Source organism: Pleomorphomonas oryzae DSM 16300, from assembly GCF_000422965.1.
GTDB classification, from domain to species: Bacteria; Pseudomonadota; Alphaproteobacteria; order Rhizobiales; family Pleomorphomonadaceae; genus Pleomorphomonas; species Pleomorphomonas oryzae.
Genome location: NZ_AUHB01000006.1, coordinates 74,766 through 89,153, shown reverse-complemented (window position 1 = coordinate 89,153; position 14,388 = coordinate 74,766). Strand labels below are relative to the sequence as shown.

Here is a 14,388-nt window from a genome sequence, read left to right as displayed (position 1 = left end):
CATGACTGAGATCGTCGTGGATACCCATCTCGGCTGGCGCGATGTCGCCGCCGTTGCCGACGGGGCGCGTCTTGAGCTTTCTGGCGCAGCCAAGCGGCGCATTACCAACGCCCGCGCCGTTGTCGAAGCGATCGTCGACAAGGGCATTCGCGCCTATGGTGTCAATACCGGTGTCGGTGCGCTGTGCGACGTGGTGGTGGACCGGCCGTTGCAACGACAGCTGTCGCATAACATCCTGATGAGCCACGCCACCGGGATCGGCGCGCCGCTTGGCATCGTCGAGACGCGGGCGATCATGGCAACGGCCGTCAGCAACTACGCGCTTGGCTATTCCGGCGTCAGGTTGGAGGTGGTCGAGGCGTTGGTGAGGTTGCTCAACGCTGGCGTAACGCCGTTGGTGCCGGCCAAGGGGTCGGTTGGCTACCTCAGCCATATGGCGCATATCGCCCTGGTGCTGATCGGCGCCGGTCGGGCGCTGGTTGGCGGCAAAACGGTCACCGGCGCGGAAGCGCTGGCGGCTGCCGGTCTCGCTCCGCTGGAACTGGTGGCCAAGGAGGGGCTGTCGCTGGTCAACGGCATTCCCTGCGCGACCGGGTTGGCGTCACTGGCACTGAAGCGGGCCGAGCGGGTGCTTGATTGGGCCGACGCCATCGCCGCGCTGACCATCGAGGCGCTGATGGGCAATCCGGCGGCCTTCGATCCGGTTGCCTTGTCGCTTAGGGCTCCGTCCTCCCTGCAGGTCGTCGGCGCGACGTTGCGAGATCGACTTGCCGGCAGCGGCATCATTGCAGCCGGTGCGGGGCGAAAGACGCAGGACGCGCTGTCGATGCGCGCCGTGCCGCATGTGCATGGGGCGGCGCGCGATGTCTTCACAGCCGTTGCCGATGTTGTGTCACGCGAGCTCGCGTCTGTGTCGGATAATCCCGCCATCGTCGGCACACCGGACGAGCCGGGCGTTCATTCGGAAGCCCACGCGGTCGGTGCCGCCATGGGCCACGCGCTCGACCAACTGGCCATCGCCGTCGCCGAGGTGGCTGCCATGGCCGAGCGCCGCCTCGACAGGCTGGTCAATCCGCTGGTCAGTGGGCTGCCGGCCTTTCTCGCAGCGGACAGCGGCGTCAGCTCCGGCTTCATGATCGCCCAGTATGCGGCGGTATCGCTGGTCAATGAGAACCGCCGCCTGTCGCTCCCCGCCGGTCTTGACGGTGGGATCACATCGGCGCTGCAGGAGGACCACCTCAGCCATGCAACGCCGGCGTCGCTGAAGGCACTTTCAGTGATCGAAAATGCCGAGGCTATCCTCGGCATTGAGTTGTTGGCTGCGGGCCAAGCGCACGAGTTCCGGCATGAGGGCCGGGCGGCTGGTACGGAATGTCTTTATCGGCAGCTGCGTAGTGTCGTTGCGCCCTATGCTGATGATCGCCCGTTGGCGGATGACATGGCCTCGGCGGCTGATCTTATCCGAACAGCATCACCAGCCTGAACCGTTGACTCTGCGAGGTCGGATAAGGTCACTCTGGAAATTGAAGCGCTACATGAGATCTATGCATTAATATATTGAAATATACAATTATATTGTCTTTGTTAATGTAGTGAATCCGCTATGGGGCGATTGCTAGCTCGCGCAGTGATTCAAGGCTCCTCACAGATCGATTCAAGCTACTTCATGTTGTGAATCATATTGGGTCTATGGCCGTGGTGACGAGTATATTTGCGAGTGACTCGCAAAAACATCGGCGTCGCTATTGACAGGTCGGGCTTAAATGTTGAAAGCAATAGTCAGCTTATTGATCGGCAGGAGACCGGAGTGCTGGCGCCATTTCTCATCATGCTGCGTGAAGGTATCGAAGCCGCGCTGGTGACCGGGATCATTGCAAGCTATCTCAAGCAGACGGGTCGAAGCGCCTTTCTGCCGGTCATCTGGGTGGGCGTGTTGCTTGCCGTGGCGTTGTCGCTATTTGCCGGCGCGGTGCTCCAACTGATGGCTGCCGAATTTCCCCAGAAGGCGCAAGAGCTGTTCGAAGCGATCATCGGCTTTGTCGCGGTGATCGTTCTGGTCAGCATGGTGTTCTGGATGCGTCGGGCCGCCCGCTCGATCAAGGGCGAGCTGCACGGAGCCATCGACGCGGCCATGCGGGCGCCGAAGGGCGCTACCTGGGCTCTGATCGGCATGACCTTCTTCGCCGTGGGCCGCGAGGGGCTCGAATCCGTGTTCTTCCTGCTTGCGGTATTCCAGCAGAGCCCGGGCGCTGCGGCGCCGGTCGGTGCTCTCCTTGGTTTGCTGGTCGCGGTCGCTCTGGGGTATGCGCTTTATTGCGGCGGCATCCGCCTCGATCTCAGGCGCTTCTTCCGTTGGACGGGCATCTTCATTCTTGTTGTCGCGGCGGGGCTCGCCGCTGCCAGTCTGCGCAGCCTGCATGAGGCAGGTCTCTGGAACCTCCTCCAGGCGCGCGTCTACGATCTGTCCGACACGCTGCCGGTGTCGAGCGTCCTCGGCACGGTTCTGTCCGGCGTGTTCAACTATCAGGAAGCGCCGACCGTCGGCGAGGCGGGGCTTTATGTCGCCTTCCTCGTCGTCACACTGACGCTGTTTTTGAAACCCGTGCGGCCGACCTTTATGAGGCCGGCGATCAGCGGGACCGAAAAGAGGTAACAATGTCTTCGCCCGATCCGCAACGCGCCGGCGTCCCGTCGTCGCGATTGACGACTATTGCCCTCGCCGGGGCGGCCGTGCTGGTACTTGCCGGTGGCGGCGCCTTCTATCTCGCGTCGCAGAAAGCAGCCAAGCCGGTTGAAGCTGGCTCCATAGCCGTTCGCGTCGGGGAAAAGACATGCGAGCCGATGGACCTGACGGTGCCGGCTGGCCGCAGCGTCTTCGACATCGAGAATGCCTCGAACCGGCCGATCGAGTGGGAAATTCTCGACGGTGTCATGGTGATCGAGGAGCGCGAGAATATCGCCCCCGGTTTCCGGTCGCAGCTCACGGCGCGCCTCAAGCCCGGCGTCTACGACATCACCTGCGGCCTATTGTCTAATCCGCGCGGCAAACTGACGGTGACGGCCTCCGCTCACTCGGACGCGGAGAAGGCGAAACCGCCGCTCAAGGCCTTCATTGGCCCGCTGTCGGAATACAAGGTCTACCTCGCCCTGCAGTCGGGCCAGATGGTCCAGGCAACAACTGCGCTTGCGACGGCAGTGGACGCAGGCGATCTTGCCGCGGCGCGTACCGCCTATGCTGCCGGCCGGACCGCCTACCGGCACGTCGAAGCGGTGAGTGGCCGCATTGCCGATCTCGAGAATGCCATCGATCCGGTGGCTGCCTATCTTGCGGGGCGCGAGCAAGACCCCGCCTTCACGGGCTTCCACCGCGTGGAGTTCGGCTTGTGGCGGCAGAACGCAACAGCCGATCTCAAGCCCGTTGTCGACAAACTGGCTTCCGATACGACCGTTCTGCGCGACCGCCTCAAGGTCATGAAGTTCGAGCCGGCCGATCTCGCCGGCAACGCGGCGCGCGAAGCACGTCGGCTTGCCGAGGGACCGGTGATCTCCGGCGACAGCCTCTATGCGGGAGACGATCTCACTGAGTTTGCCGCTGCCGTCGATGGACTTGAGAAGCCGGTGTCGTTGCTGTTGCCGCTCGTTGCCGAAGCTTCTCCTGATATGGCCAAAGCCGTGACCGATGCGTTTGTGGCGACGAGAGGCGATATCGGCAAGCTTGCGGGAGCGACTGCCGTTCCCCCTGCGTACGCCGCCGTATCGCCAGAGGCGCGCAAGGCGCTGGCCACCAGCTTTGCAACACTTGCAGACGCCATCGACCGGATTAATCCGGCCCTGGGCCTGGAGTAACCATCATGCTCGATCCGAAGGACCTTCGCCGCTCCTCCCATGCCCTCGATCGTCGTCGATTGTTGAAGGGCCTCGGCGCCACAGCGCTTGGCGGCTCGCTGGCTGGCGTCGCACATGCCGAAACCGTACATCACTCGGTCGCCGATGCGCCGGTTGCCAACGCAGCAAGCCAGCTCGACCACGTTTCCTATCTCGGCGTCCATCAGGCCGGCATTGTCAACGCGCGCCCGGCCAATGGCATGGTGGCGAGCTTCGACGTATTGGCCAAGGACACAGGTGAGCTCGAGACGCTGTTCCGCACGCTGACGGCGCGTATCGCCTTTCTCACCGTTGGCGGTCCGGTGCCTGTGCTCGATGCCAAACTGCCGCCGCCCGACTCCGGTCTGCTGGGACCGACGGTGCGGCCCGACAACCTGACGATCACCGTTTCCGTTGGCGCATCGCTGTTCGATGGACGGCCGTGGCTCGCCCCCCTGAAGCCAAAACACCTCACGCGGATGACTCGTTTCCCCAATGATGCGCTCGATGCCGAACTCTGCCATGGCGACCTGACGGTTCAGATCTGCGCCAATACGCAGGACACGACGATCCACGCGCTCCGGGACATCATCAAGGCGTCGAGCCGCCAGATGATCCTGAAATGGAAGCAGGAGGGCAACGTGCCGGTGATCACGCCCGGGCCGGGCGGTCGGGTCGAGAGCGCCCGCAATTTTCTCGGCTTCCGCGACGGTACCGCCAATCCGAACTCTTCGGACTCCACCGAGATGGATCGCGTGGTCTGGGTCGGACCGGAGGATGGTGAGCCCGCCTGGGCGATGGGTGGCAGCTATCAGGTGGTCCGCATCATCCGCAATTTCGTCGAGCGCTGGGATCGCACGCCATTCGGCGAGCAGGAGCGCATCATCGGCCGTACCAAGATGAGTGGAGCGCCACTCGATCGTCGGGATGGCCATGAGTTCGACCTGCCCAATTTCACCGCCGATCCCGAGGGCAAGGCAACGCCCCTCGATGCCCACATCCGCCTCGCCAACGCCCGTGATGAGGCGTCCAAGGCGCATACCATTCTTCGCCGGCCGTTCAATTACTCCAACGGCGTCACCCGTTCCGGTCAGCTCGATCAAGGACTGCTGTTCATCTGCTATCAGGCGAACCTTGAGCGGGGCTTCATCACCGTCCAGCGTAAGCTCAACGGCGAGCCGCTCGAGGAATACATCAAACCCGTCGGCGGCGGCTTCTTCTATACGCTTCCCGGAATTCGCGACGCTGCTGACTATCTCGGCAGTTCGCTGATCGCTGCTGCGCGCGGCGTCTGATCGCAAATCCATTTTTACGAAGGGAGACCGAAACATGCGTATTTCCGGCCTCGTCGGTGCCTCGGCGCTGGCGCTCATTGTCTCGTCCGGCGCCTTTGCCCAGCAAGCCAGCCTCGATCTTGTCGAGCCGATCGCCGAGTACAAGATCTACGTGACCGAGAAGGTGGCCAAGCTCGTCGAGGATACGACAGCCTTCACCGCTGCGGTAAAGGCCGGTGAGGTCGACAAGGCCAAGGCACTGTTTGCACCGACGCGTGTCTCCTATGAGGCGATCGAGCCGATCGCTGAACTGTTCTCCGACCTCGACGTTTCCATCGACTCGCGCGCCGACGATTACGAGAAGGCCGAGGCGGATCCTGAATTCCCGGGCTTCCATCGCATCGAATATGGCCTGTGGGAGAAGAACTCGACCGATGGCCTGGCACCGGTGGCCGACAAGCTGCTGGTCGACGTCAAGGCGCTCGAAGGCCGCATCGCCTCGCTGACCTTCCCGCCCGAGAAGGTGGTGGGTGGCGCGGCCGTGTTGATGGAAGAAGTGGCGGCCACCAAGATTTCCGGCGAGGAAGACCGCTACAGCCACACCGACCTCTGGGATTTCCGTGGCAACTTCGACGGGGCGCGCAAGATCGTCGAGCTGGTACGGCCACTGATTGCCGCCAAGGAAGCCGATTTCCTGAAGACGGTGGATGCCAACTTCGACACCGTCGACAAGACGCTTTCCAAATACAAGGACGGCGATGGCTACGTCACATATGACAAGCTCACCGAAGATGATCGCAAGGTGCTGGCGGCATCCGTCAATACGCTGGCCGAGGATCTTTCGACCTTGCGCGGTAAGCTCGGTCTCGATTGAAAGCCTGCTGAACGAAACGATGAAGGCGGCGGTCCGGAAGGGCCGCCGTCTTCATTATGGACATCAGGCCGCCTTGATCTTCTCCAGCGTCGCCAGCGCTTCGACGCAGGCGGCGGCTGCTTCGCGGCCCTTGTTGGCAGCGTCATCGCGGCTGCGGACCAAGGCTTGCTCGTCGGTATAGGTGGTCAGGATGCCGAAGGTGATCGGCACGCCGGTGGCGAGCGTCGCCTGCATCAGTCCGGTGGCGGCACCGAGGCTGATGAACTCGAAATGCGCCGTATCGCCCTTGATAACGCAGCCGAGACAGATGACGCCGGCGTAGCGGCCGCTTTGGGCCAGGGTCTGCGCCAGAAGCGGGATCTCGAAAGCGCCGGGCGCCGAGAAGACATCGGCATCGTGCAGCGGCACACCGCGTTCTTTAAGTTCGTGGCGCGTGCCGGCGAGCAGGCCGCCGGTCACCTCCGGATTGAACTGACTGACGACGACGGCAAGGCGTGGTGGGGTGGGGGAAGCTGTCATTGGTTCCTCAGGAGTCATGCTGGCAGAGGCTGTGGCCGAAGCGCTGGCCCTTGGTGGCGAGGTAGCGGCGGTTGAACGGATTGGGCGGGATGATGAGCGGCACTTGCCCGACAACATCGATGCCATAACCGGTGAGCGCGTCGGCCTTGGCCGGGTTGTTGGAGAGCAGGCGCAGTCGATCGATGCCGAGCGATTTCAGGATCTGCGCTGCGATCCCATAATGGCGGGCATCGGCCGGCAGCCCGAGGGCCGTGTTGGCGTCGAGCGTGTCGAGGCCGCCGTCCTGTAGCGCGTAGGCGCGGATCTTGTTGGCAAGGCCGATGCCGCGTCCTTCCTGGCCGCGCAGGTAGACCACCACGCCACCCTCCGGGTCCTCGGAAATCAGTCGCTGCGCCTCGTGCAGTTGCGGACCGCAGTCGCAGCGGAGCGAACCGAGCGCATCGCCAGTCAGGCATTCGGAGTGAACGCGGACGAGCGGTGTCTTGCCCAGGGGACGACGCACGATGGCAAGGTGTTCAACGCCGTCGACAAGGCTGCGGAAGGCATGGACCCGCAGCACCCCATCGGCATAAGCCGTCGGAAGGTCGGCGCTCGCCACTTCCTCGACCAGAGGCTCGGTTGCCCAGCGGTATTCCACCAGCTCGGCGATGGTGAGCACGGGGATGTCGTGCTCCCTAGCGAACTGGTCGAGTTCAGGCCGTTGGGCCATGTGGCCGCTTTCGCCCATCACCTCGCAGATGACGGCGGCGGGCGACAGTCCAGCCAGGCGGACGAGATCGATCGCGCCCTCGGTATGGCCGTTACGAGCAAGTACACCGCCCTCGGCCGCCCGAAGCGGGAAGACGTGGCCCGGAGAGACGATGGCGCCAGGCGCCACGGCCGGATCGGCGGCGACGCGGATGGTATGCGCCCGGTCAAAGGCCGATATGCCGGTGGTAATGCCTTCGCGTGCCTCGATGGAGACGGTGAAGGCGGTGGAGCGGCGGGCACGGTTCATCGCCACCATGGGATTGAGGCCGAGCCGGTCGATCTGTTCACCGGTGAGCGCCAGGCAGATCAGGCCGCAGGCCTTCTTGGCCATGAAGGCAATGGCCTCGGGGGTGGCAAACTCGGCGGCGACTACGAGGTCGCCCTCGTTCTCCCGGTCCTCGTCATCGACGAGCAGGACCATGCCACCGCTCTTCAGACGGTTCAGTGCGCGAGATAGGGCTTGCATAGGGCCTCCACATATTTGGCGATGACGTCGACCTCGACGTTGATCTCGTCGCCGAGGGTCAGCGCCGACAGGTTGGTGTTGTCCCAGGTGTGCGGGATGATGGTAATGCCGATGCGGGCGCCATCCGGACCTGGTTCGATGGTGTTGATGGTGAGGCTGATGCCGTTGAGCGAGATCGATCCCTTCTCGACGCAGTAACGGGCAAGCGCGGTGGGTAGATCAAACTCGAGGCGACGGGCATCGCTGTCGGGCGTCACCGCGACGAGCGTTGCCTTGCCGTCGACGTGGCCCTGCACCATGTGGCCGGACAGACGATCGGCGAGCGCTACCGAGCGCTCGAGGTTGACGACCGAACCGGTAGCGAGGCGGCCGAGGTTGGAGCGGGCCAGCGTTTCCGGCGACAGGAAGAAGCGCGCCGTGCCGGCCTCATCCATCTCTGTCACGGTGAGGCAGACGCCGTTGACGGCAATGCTCTCGCCGAGTTCGAGATCGGACCAGCTGGTGGGAATGATGGCGATCAGCGAGCCACCGGTGGCTTCGGCCGTCCGGACAGCGACGGTTCGGGCAATGATGCCGGAAAACATGGGAATTTCAGCCTTTCTTGATGTGGTTTCGGGAAATGGTGATGTGGTCGGGACCGCCGTCGCCGGCCTTCTTGATGGCAACGTGCTCGTCCCAGATGTCGGTGGAGAGGATGGCGGCGGTCAGCGTCGGACCGGCCTCGACCAGCACCTCATGGACGCCTTCGCTGCCGAGACGGGTGAGCGCATCGTCGATGTCGGCAAACAGCATCGGTCGCAAGCCCCGTTGGGCTGCCGCGGTGAGGTAGTCCGCCGGCACTCGCCCTGTACGGTCGAGAATGGCGAGGATGCGGCTCTTGCCCGGGTGGTCCGGGATGCGGCGGACGGTGAACTCCGGATTGTCGGCCAGGATGGTGCCGTTACCGGTGAGGATGGCATCGGCGCGCCGACGCATGCGGTGGGCAAGCGTCAGGGAGGTCTCCGACGTAAAGGTGCGCTGGCCAGCCGGCGGGATCATCGATCCCGTCTCGTCGAGAGCCTGCTTGATGGTGACGAAGGGGAGGCCGGTGGTTACCCATTTTGCGAAGGGTGCAATGACGCGCTCGGCCTCGGAGGCGAGGCGTGCTCTATCCGGATGGTCAAGTTCCGAGAGGAAACGGACAGAGAGACCGGCCGCTGCGAGACGCACAGCACCACCGCCCTCCACACGCGGATTGGGATCAGTCTCGGCGATCCACACTTCGCGGGCCGGTGTTGACAGGATCGCTTCGGCACAGGGCGGCGTGCGGCCGTGGTGGTTGCAGGGCTCCAGTGTGACGACCACGGTGTGAATGCGGTCGATGGTCCCGGCCGCCCGGCAGGCGGCGATGGCGCGCGCCTCGGCGTGGAGATCGCCGGCCTTGCGATGCGCTTCGACGGCGAGACTGTTGCCGGCCGCATCGAGCAGTACGCAGCCAACAGGCGGATTGGGAGACGTGGCGCCGGCATAATCGGTCGCAACGGCAATGGCGCGTGCAAAAGCATCGGCAATGACGCCGTCGGGTAGGGAAGAACTGGTCAGGTCGTTCAAAGCGCCCATGCGGTCCTCGATCCATCGATCGAACGCACTGGGGGCGCAAGCAAACGCGTAAGCACGCGCGCCTCCGCACAGGAGGACACACGTGTGGCGTCAGCCGTTCTCTACCATCCGGACTGTACCGTCGGCCCCGGAATTACACCGGATCTGCTGACCCCACTCCCAAAGGGAACGGGCGCTCGCGGGCTGACGCGCTTTCGCGCGATTACCGCCGGTGGGGAATTTCACCCCGCCCCGAGAACGTTCACCGCCATGAAAGGCGGCACTTGAAAGCATAGGCAGGACGATCCCGTCCTGCAAGATAGGATTGTTTACGAAGCGCGCCGTGCACGCGATCGTGTTCGGCGCGTTTCGTTGTGTTACTTCGCCGAGAAGGCGATCGGCGAAACGAGGTCCTTGCGGATGTCGATCGTCCGATCCTTCGGCAGCATACCGTTATCAACCATGAAGGTCTGGTCGGCTTGAAGATTGGTGACGTCGGCATCGGTCAGCGTCGGCGTGAAGTCGTAGAGCGGCAGTTGCGCCTTGGCGTCTTCGACCGAGATCTTTTGCTCCTCGGCTGCGATCTTCAGGGCATCGTCGGGCTTGGTGGCGAGGAAGTCGAGCGACTTGCGATGGGCAGCGAGATAGGCCTCGACGAGGTCGGGATGGGCGTCGATGAACTTGCCGGATGCGGCGATCACCGTGGTCGGATGGATCAGTCCCTCGCCGGTGGCCAGCGTCTTGCCGCCAGCCTTCTCGACGGCGATGGCATTGTTTCCGGCCAACGTTGCGACGTCGATCTCACCGGAGAGTAAAGCGGCACGGGCCGTCGGCAGATCCATGTTGATGTAATCGACATCGTTGATGGTCAGACCGGTGGAGGCAAGCGCAGCAGCGAGGAGCTGGTGCAGCGTCGTTCCCTTGGGCCCGGCAATCTTCTTGCCCTTGAGATCGGCGAGCGTCGCCGGACCATCGGCACGGGTCATCAGAGCGAAAGCCTTGGGCGAGCGCGAATAGACGGCGATGATCCTGATATCGACACCGTTGGCCTTGGCGAGGATGGCTGAGGCGCCTCCCAACACCGAGGCGACGTCGATGGCACCGGCTGCGATGGCCTCGGTCTGCTTGGCACCGGAGGTGATTTCGGGACGTTCGATCTTGATGCCCTTGGCACCGAAGTCGGTGTCCAGAATGCCCTCGTGCTTCTCGACGATCGACGGCACGTTGAACGGTGCCGTGACATAGGTGACGCGCAGTGTTTGGGGATCGGCAGCGAACGCGGGCGACAAAGTACTGGCGACGCAGGCGGTCGCGAGGGCGAGGCGGATGAACGACTTCATTATTTCCTCCCGGAATGGATTGCTTGAGTGACTGGATCGGTGCCGCCGACGAGGCGGGCAAGAATGCTGCGGCGATGGTCGACCACCGCCGGATCGGTCGCCTCGCGGGGAAACGGCAGGTCGATGGTGACGCGACCGACGACGTGGCCGGCTTCCATCTCGACCACGCTTTCGCCAAGCAACACGGCCTCTTCGACGTCGTGGGTGACGAGGACCACGGTGGGGCGACGGGCGCGCCAGATGTCGATCAGGACGCGTTGCAGGCTGCGGCGGGTGAAGGCATCGAGGGCGGAGAAAGGCTCGTCGAGAAGCAGGATGTCGGGTTGCTGTGCCAGGGCACGGGCGATGGCAACGCGCTGCGCCATGCCGCCGGAAAGCTGGACGGGCAGGGCGCGCCGTACCTCCGTAAGGCTGACCAGTGCCAGCGCCTCATCGACATGGGCGGCCATGTCGGCGTCGCTGAGCCGGCCCTTCAGCGGAAAGGCGACGTTGGCGGCAACGTCAAGCCAGGGCATCAGCCGCGCTTCCTGAAAGACGACGCCGACGCTGTGGGATGGCGCGCGCCGGACCTCGCCCGAACTGGGCTCGGTGAGGCCGGCGAGGAGGCGGAGGAGGGTGGTCTTGCCGCAGCCGGAGCGGCCGACGACGGCGGTGATCGAGCCGGCAGGGAAGAGCTCTCTGACGCCGTCTAGGGCGCGGACGGCACGGCCGGCGACGTCGTAGTGGCGGCTTGCGTCGATCAGTTCAAGCATGGGCAGCCTCCAGGTCGGCGGAAAGCCAGGGGAAGGCGCGGCCGATGGTGAAGCGGAGCACGACGTCCGAAAGAAGGCCGATGGCACCGATGACGAGAATGCCGGCCAGCACGATGTCGGTACGGGCGAGGTTTTCGGCGTCGATGATCATGTATCCGAGGCCGGCCGACGAGGCGATCAGTTCGGCGCCGACCAGCGCCCGCCAGCTGTAACCGAGGCTGATGCGCAGCCCGACGACAAGTTCCGGCAGTGCCGACGGCAGGATGATGCGCGTCAGGATTTCGCGACGGGTGAGGCCAGCAACATGGCCAACCTCGATCAGCTTGGGGTCGACACCAGCGATGCCGCCGCGAAAGCCGAGGAACACTGGGAAAAAGGAGGCGAGGACGATGATGCCAAGCTTCTGTGCCTCACCGATGCCGAGCCAGAGGATCAACAGCGGGATGAGGGCGAGCGGCGGGATCTGGCGGATGAACTCGAGGAGCGGGTCGAGGACACTACGAGCCAGCCGGCTCGCCGATAGTAACACGGCCAGTGGCAGCGCGAGCGCCACCGACAGTGCAAACCCGAGAAGCACACGCTGAAGGCTGATCAGCGTGTGTTTCAGAAGAGCGCCTGAAGCGGCGAGATCGGACAGCGCAGCGATCACGGCCGAGGGGGCGGGCAACAGATAGGCGTTGGTCCATCCGGCTCGACCGGCCAGCCACCAGATCATGGCGACGGAAGCAAAGACGGCGGTGGAAGCGAGGAAGCGACGAGCTGGCATGGCGGCTGTTATACGTCCAAAGTCTAGACTGTCGAGCGTTATGAGGAAATGTTGAGAATGCAAATCATAAATGGTTTCAGATGCTTGTAATAAGCGTTATACCGTACCGACGCTTTATCTTGGGGCACGGATGCTAGATGATCGTCACCGCTTTCGACTGTTCCGATCCGATGGCCGTAGCGGCGCGGTTTCGCCCGCTGAAGGGTTTTGCCTTTCTCGATAGCGCGCTCGCCGGCTCGGCTTTCAGTCGCCACGCCTTCCTCGCCGCCGACCCTTTCGGGACATTCCGCGTTATCGGCGGACGGATGTTCTGGAATGGCGAAGAAATTGTGCCGCAACCTACTGATCCCCGATCGCCGGGCCGTCAGGCGCTGGTCGAGCTTGCGCGCCGTCTGGCGCTTTATCGACAGCAGCCAGTCGCTGGATTGCCGCCGTTTCAGGGCGGCGCCATCGGCCATGTCGCCTACGAGTTCGGTCGCCTGCTCGAACGCCTGCCGTTAACGCCGGCGCCGACGGATGGCATTGCCGAACTGGAGATGCATTTCTACGACGTGGTCGTCGCCTGCGATCTCTTCGATAACAGGGCTCACCTCATCTCCACCGGCTGGCCGGAATCCGAGCCGGACAAGCGGGAGAGGAGGGCACAGCAACGGGCCGAGCGGTTCATCGCGCTGATCGAAGGACCGGTGCCCCCCGAGGTGCCGTTTGCCGGCCTCACTGCTCCTGCGTTCGGGGCCAATCTCGATCGTGCCGATTACGAGGCGGCCGTGGCACGGACCCGAGACTACATTCTCGCCGGCGACATCTTCCAGGCCAACATTACCCGTCGGATCGAAGTTGATCTGCCAGCCGGCTTTGATGCGTGGGGCTTTTATCGGGCGTTGCGGGCTGCCAACCCGGCTCCCTTTGCTGCCTTTCTCGATCATGGAGACATGCAGATCGCCTCCTCCTCGCCGGAGCGGCTGATCGAGGTGCGTGGCCGGCATGTCGAAGCGCGACCGATCAAGGGCACGGCGCCGCGTGCCGCCGATCCGGCCGAGGACGCCGCTCGCGCGGCGGCGCTCGCCGCTTCGGAGAAGGACCGGGCGGAGAACGTGATGATCGTCGATCTTCTGCGCTCCGATCTTTCGGCGGTCTGCAAACCGCATACGGTGAAGGTGCCCAGCCTCTGCGCGGTCGAAACCTATGCTTCCCTGCATCATCTTGTATCGACCGTGACGGGTGAACTCGCTGATGGCAGGACGGCGATGGACGCGCTTGGCGCCGTCTTCCCCGGTGGCTCGATCACCGGCGCGCCAAAGATCCGGGCCATGGAGATCATTGCCGAACTGGAGAAGGTGCCGCGCGACATCTACTGCGGGGCGATCGGCTATCTCGGGTTTGACGGCTCGGCCGATTTCAACATCGCCATTCGCACGGCAACACTTAACGGTAACAGGGCAACGCTCGGCGCCGGAGGCGGCATTACACTGTTGTCCGACCCGGCGGCTGAATTCAACGAGGCCGAGCTGAAGGCGCAGCGATTGCTCGACGCGTTCGGGAGGCCGGCATGATCGTCGTGCTGGACAACTACGACAGCTTCGTCGGCAACGTCGCCCGCTATCTCCTGGAACTTGGCGAGGAGGTGAAGGTGTTGCGCAACGACGCAATCGAGGTGTCAGGCCTTGCAACACTTGGGGCCGAAGCCATGGTCATCAGCCCCGGCCCTTGCGGGCCCGGTGAGGCGGGTGTTTCCACCGAAGCGGTGCGCACGCTGTCAGGCCGCCTGCCGATCCTCGGCATCTGCCTCGGCCACCAATGCATCGGTGCCGCTTTGGGTGCGCGTATCGTTCAGGCGCGGGAACCGATGCATGGGCGATCGTCCAGGATTGTTCATGATGTAGGCGGCCTGTTTGCTGGGCTGCCAAATCCGCTACAGGTTGGCCGCTATCATTCGCTAGCCGTTGAGGTACCGAAAGGTGGGCTGCTCCGTGTCACGGCACGCACCGAGGGCGGCGACATCATGGCCATCGAGCATGTGGCGCATCCGACGTTCGGTGTGCAGTTTCATCCCGAAAGCGTGCTGACTGAAGGCGGCTATCGGCTGTTCGCCAACTTTCTCGCCCGACTGCCGGGCAGGGAAGGGCGGCTCGCGGCCGCCCCGCTCAGTCCATTCTGATACCAACTCGCGAAGATGCTGACGCATCCGCTCGTTGAGGCCATTGC

14 protein-coding genes and 1 riboswitch are annotated in these 14,388 nt (G+C 63.8%); of the genes, 7 read left to right on the top strand and 7 right to left on the bottom strand.

The window, feature by feature from the left end:
- The first annotated feature begins 1 nt into the window (after position 1).
- The 5 genes from G522_RS26530 to efeO (G522_RS0111565) all read left to right on the top strand — a co-directional run bounded on the left by G522_RS26530 (position 2) and on the right by efeO (G522_RS0111565) (position 6,012).
- Positions 2-1,483 carry an HAL/PAL/TAL family ammonia-lyase gene (locus G522_RS26530; protein ID WP_051228555.1) on the top strand — a complete coding sequence of 494 codons (1,482 nt, stop codon included), beginning with the start codon at positions 2-4 and terminating at the stop codon, positions 1,481-1,483.
- A 324-nt stretch (positions 1,484-1,807) separates the two neighbouring features.
- Positions 1,808-2,653 carry an iron uptake transporter permease EfeU gene (gene efeU, locus G522_RS0111580; protein WP_026791188.1) on the top strand — a complete coding sequence of 282 codons (846 nt, stop codon included), beginning with the start codon at positions 1,808-1,810 and terminating at the stop codon, positions 2,651-2,653.
- Positions 2,654-2,655: 2 nt separating this feature from the next.
- Positions 2,656-3,846 carry an iron uptake system protein EfeO gene (gene efeO / locus G522_RS0111575; protein WP_026791187.1) on the top strand — a complete coding sequence of 397 codons (1,191 nt, stop codon included), beginning with the start codon at positions 2,656-2,658 and terminating at the stop codon, positions 3,844-3,846.
- Between the two features lie 5 nt (positions 3,847-3,851).
- Complete coding sequence (gene efeB / locus G522_RS0111570; protein ID WP_026791186.1) at positions 3,852-5,159, top strand: iron uptake transporter deferrochelatase/peroxidase subunit; 1,308 nt, start codon at positions 3,852-3,854, stop codon at positions 5,157-5,159.
- A 34-nt stretch (positions 5,160-5,193) separates the two neighbouring features.
- Positions 5,194-6,012 carry an iron uptake system protein EfeO gene (gene efeO / locus G522_RS0111565; RefSeq protein WP_026791185.1) on the top strand — a complete coding sequence of 273 codons (819 nt, stop codon included), beginning with the start codon at positions 5,194-5,196 and terminating at the stop codon, positions 6,010-6,012.
- A gap of 63 nt (positions 6,013-6,075) precedes the next feature.
- Here efeO (G522_RS0111565) and ribH read toward each other — a convergent pair whose 3' ends face one another.
- From ribH to G522_RS0111530, 7 genes are all read right to left on the bottom strand, one after another.
- Complete coding sequence (ribH, locus tag G522_RS0111560) at positions 6,076-6,531, bottom strand: 6,7-dimethyl-8-ribityllumazine synthase (RefSeq protein WP_026791184.1); 456 nt, start codon at positions 6,529-6,531, stop codon at positions 6,076-6,078.
- A gap of 7 nt (positions 6,532-6,538) precedes the next feature.
- Entirely contained in the window at positions 6,539-7,747 is a 1,209-nt protein-coding gene (locus G522_RS0111555; protein WP_026791183.1) for a bifunctional 3,4-dihydroxy-2-butanone-4-phosphate synthase/GTP cyclohydrolase II, read from the bottom strand.
- Positions 7,723-8,331 carry a riboflavin synthase gene (locus G522_RS0111550; RefSeq protein ID WP_026791182.1) on the bottom strand — a complete coding sequence of 203 codons (609 nt, stop codon included), beginning with the start codon at positions 8,329-8,331 and terminating at the stop codon, positions 7,723-7,725. Before G522_RS0111550 ends, G522_RS0111555 begins: the two co-directional genes overlap by 25 nt.
- A 7-nt stretch (positions 8,332-8,338) precedes the next feature.
- Positions 8,339-9,346 carry a bifunctional diaminohydroxyphosphoribosylaminopyrimidine deaminase/5-amino-6-(5-phosphoribosylamino)uracil reductase RibD gene (ribD, locus tag G522_RS0111545; protein WP_051228554.1) on the bottom strand — a complete coding sequence of 336 codons (1,008 nt, stop codon included), beginning with the start codon at positions 9,344-9,346 and terminating at the stop codon, positions 8,339-8,341.
- A 92-nt stretch (positions 9,347-9,438) separates the two neighbouring features.
- Positions 9,439-9,589, bottom strand: a riboswitch (FMN riboswitch).
- A 113-nt stretch (positions 9,590-9,702) separates the two neighbouring features.
- Positions 9,703-10,665, bottom strand: coding sequence for an ABC transporter substrate-binding protein (locus G522_RS0111540; RefSeq protein ID WP_026791180.1), 963 nt, complete (start codon positions 10,663-10,665; stop codon positions 9,703-9,705).
- Positions 10,665-11,417: an ABC transporter ATP-binding protein gene (locus G522_RS0111535; protein ID WP_026791179.1), complete on the bottom strand. Its 753-nt coding sequence runs from the start codon at positions 11,415-11,417 to the stop codon at positions 10,665-10,667. Before G522_RS0111535 ends, G522_RS0111540 begins: the two co-directional genes overlap by 1 nt.
- A complete protein-coding gene (locus G522_RS0111530; RefSeq protein WP_036839010.1) occupies positions 11,410-12,183 on the bottom strand; it encodes an ABC transporter permease in 774 nt (257 codons plus the stop codon). The genes G522_RS0111535 and G522_RS0111530 overlap by 8 nt, the downstream gene beginning before the upstream one ends.
- A 137-nt stretch (positions 12,184-12,320) precedes the next feature.
- Here G522_RS0111530 and pabB point away from each other — a divergent pair, with 137 nt between their 5' ends.
- Together pabB and G522_RS0111520 are read left to right on the top strand one after the other, a co-directional pair.
- Positions 12,321-13,736 (top strand): aminodeoxychorismate synthase component I, encoded by a 1,416-nt coding sequence (gene pabB, locus G522_RS0111525; RefSeq protein WP_026791177.1) that lies wholly within the window; start codon positions 12,321-12,323, stop codon positions 13,734-13,736.
- Positions 13,733-14,341 carry an anthranilate synthase component II gene (locus G522_RS0111520; RefSeq protein WP_026791176.1) on the top strand — a complete coding sequence of 203 codons (609 nt, stop codon included), beginning with the start codon at positions 13,733-13,735 and terminating at the stop codon, positions 14,339-14,341. The genes pabB and G522_RS0111520 overlap by 4 nt, the downstream gene beginning before the upstream one ends.
- Positions 14,342-14,388: the final 47 nt, after the last annotated feature.

Excerpts from the sequence above, each read along its gene's own strand:
- efeO (WP_026791185.1), top strand. The coding sequence starts at position 5,194 with ATGCGTATTTCCGGCCTCGTCGGTGCCTCGGCGCTGGCGCTCATTGTC.
- G522_RS0111535 (WP_026791179.1), bottom strand. The coding sequence starts at position 11,417 with ATGCTTGAACTGATCGACGCAAGCCGCCACTACGACGTCGCCGGCCGT.
- ribH (WP_026791184.1), bottom strand. The coding sequence starts at position 6,531 with ATGACAGCTTCCCCCACCCCACCACGCCTTGCCGTCGTCGTCAGTCAG.
- pabB (WP_026791177.1), top strand. The coding sequence starts at position 12,321 with ATGATCGTCACCGCTTTCGACTGTTCCGATCCGATGGCCGTAGCGGCG.
- G522_RS0111550 (WP_026791182.1), bottom strand. The coding sequence starts at position 8,331 with ATGTTTTCCGGCATCATTGCCCGAACCGTCGCTGTCCGGACGGCCGAA.
- G522_RS26530 (WP_051228555.1), top strand. The coding sequence starts at position 2 with ATGACTGAGATCGTCGTGGATACCCATCTCGGCTGGCGCGATGTCGCC.
- G522_RS0111530 (WP_036839010.1), bottom strand. The coding sequence starts at position 12,183 with ATGCCAGCTCGTCGCTTCCTCGCTTCCACCGCCGTCTTTGCTTCCGTC.
- G522_RS0111520 (WP_026791176.1), top strand. The coding sequence starts at position 13,733 with ATGATCGTCGTGCTGGACAACTACGACAGCTTCGTCGGCAACGTCGCC.
- ribD (WP_051228554.1), bottom strand. The coding sequence starts at position 9,346 with ATGGGCGCTTTGAACGACCTGACCAGTTCTTCCCTACCCGACGGCGTC.
- efeO (WP_026791187.1), top strand. The coding sequence starts at position 2,656 with ATGTCTTCGCCCGATCCGCAACGCGCCGGCGTCCCGTCGTCGCGATTG.
- G522_RS0111540 (WP_026791180.1), bottom strand. The coding sequence starts at position 10,665 with ATGAAGTCGTTCATCCGCCTCGCCCTCGCGACCGCCTGCGTCGCCAGT.
- G522_RS0111555 (WP_026791183.1), bottom strand. The coding sequence starts at position 7,747 with ATGCAAGCCCTATCTCGCGCACTGAACCGTCTGAAGAGCGGTGGCATG.
- efeB (WP_026791186.1), top strand. The coding sequence starts at position 3,852 with ATGCTCGATCCGAAGGACCTTCGCCGCTCCTCCCATGCCCTCGATCGT.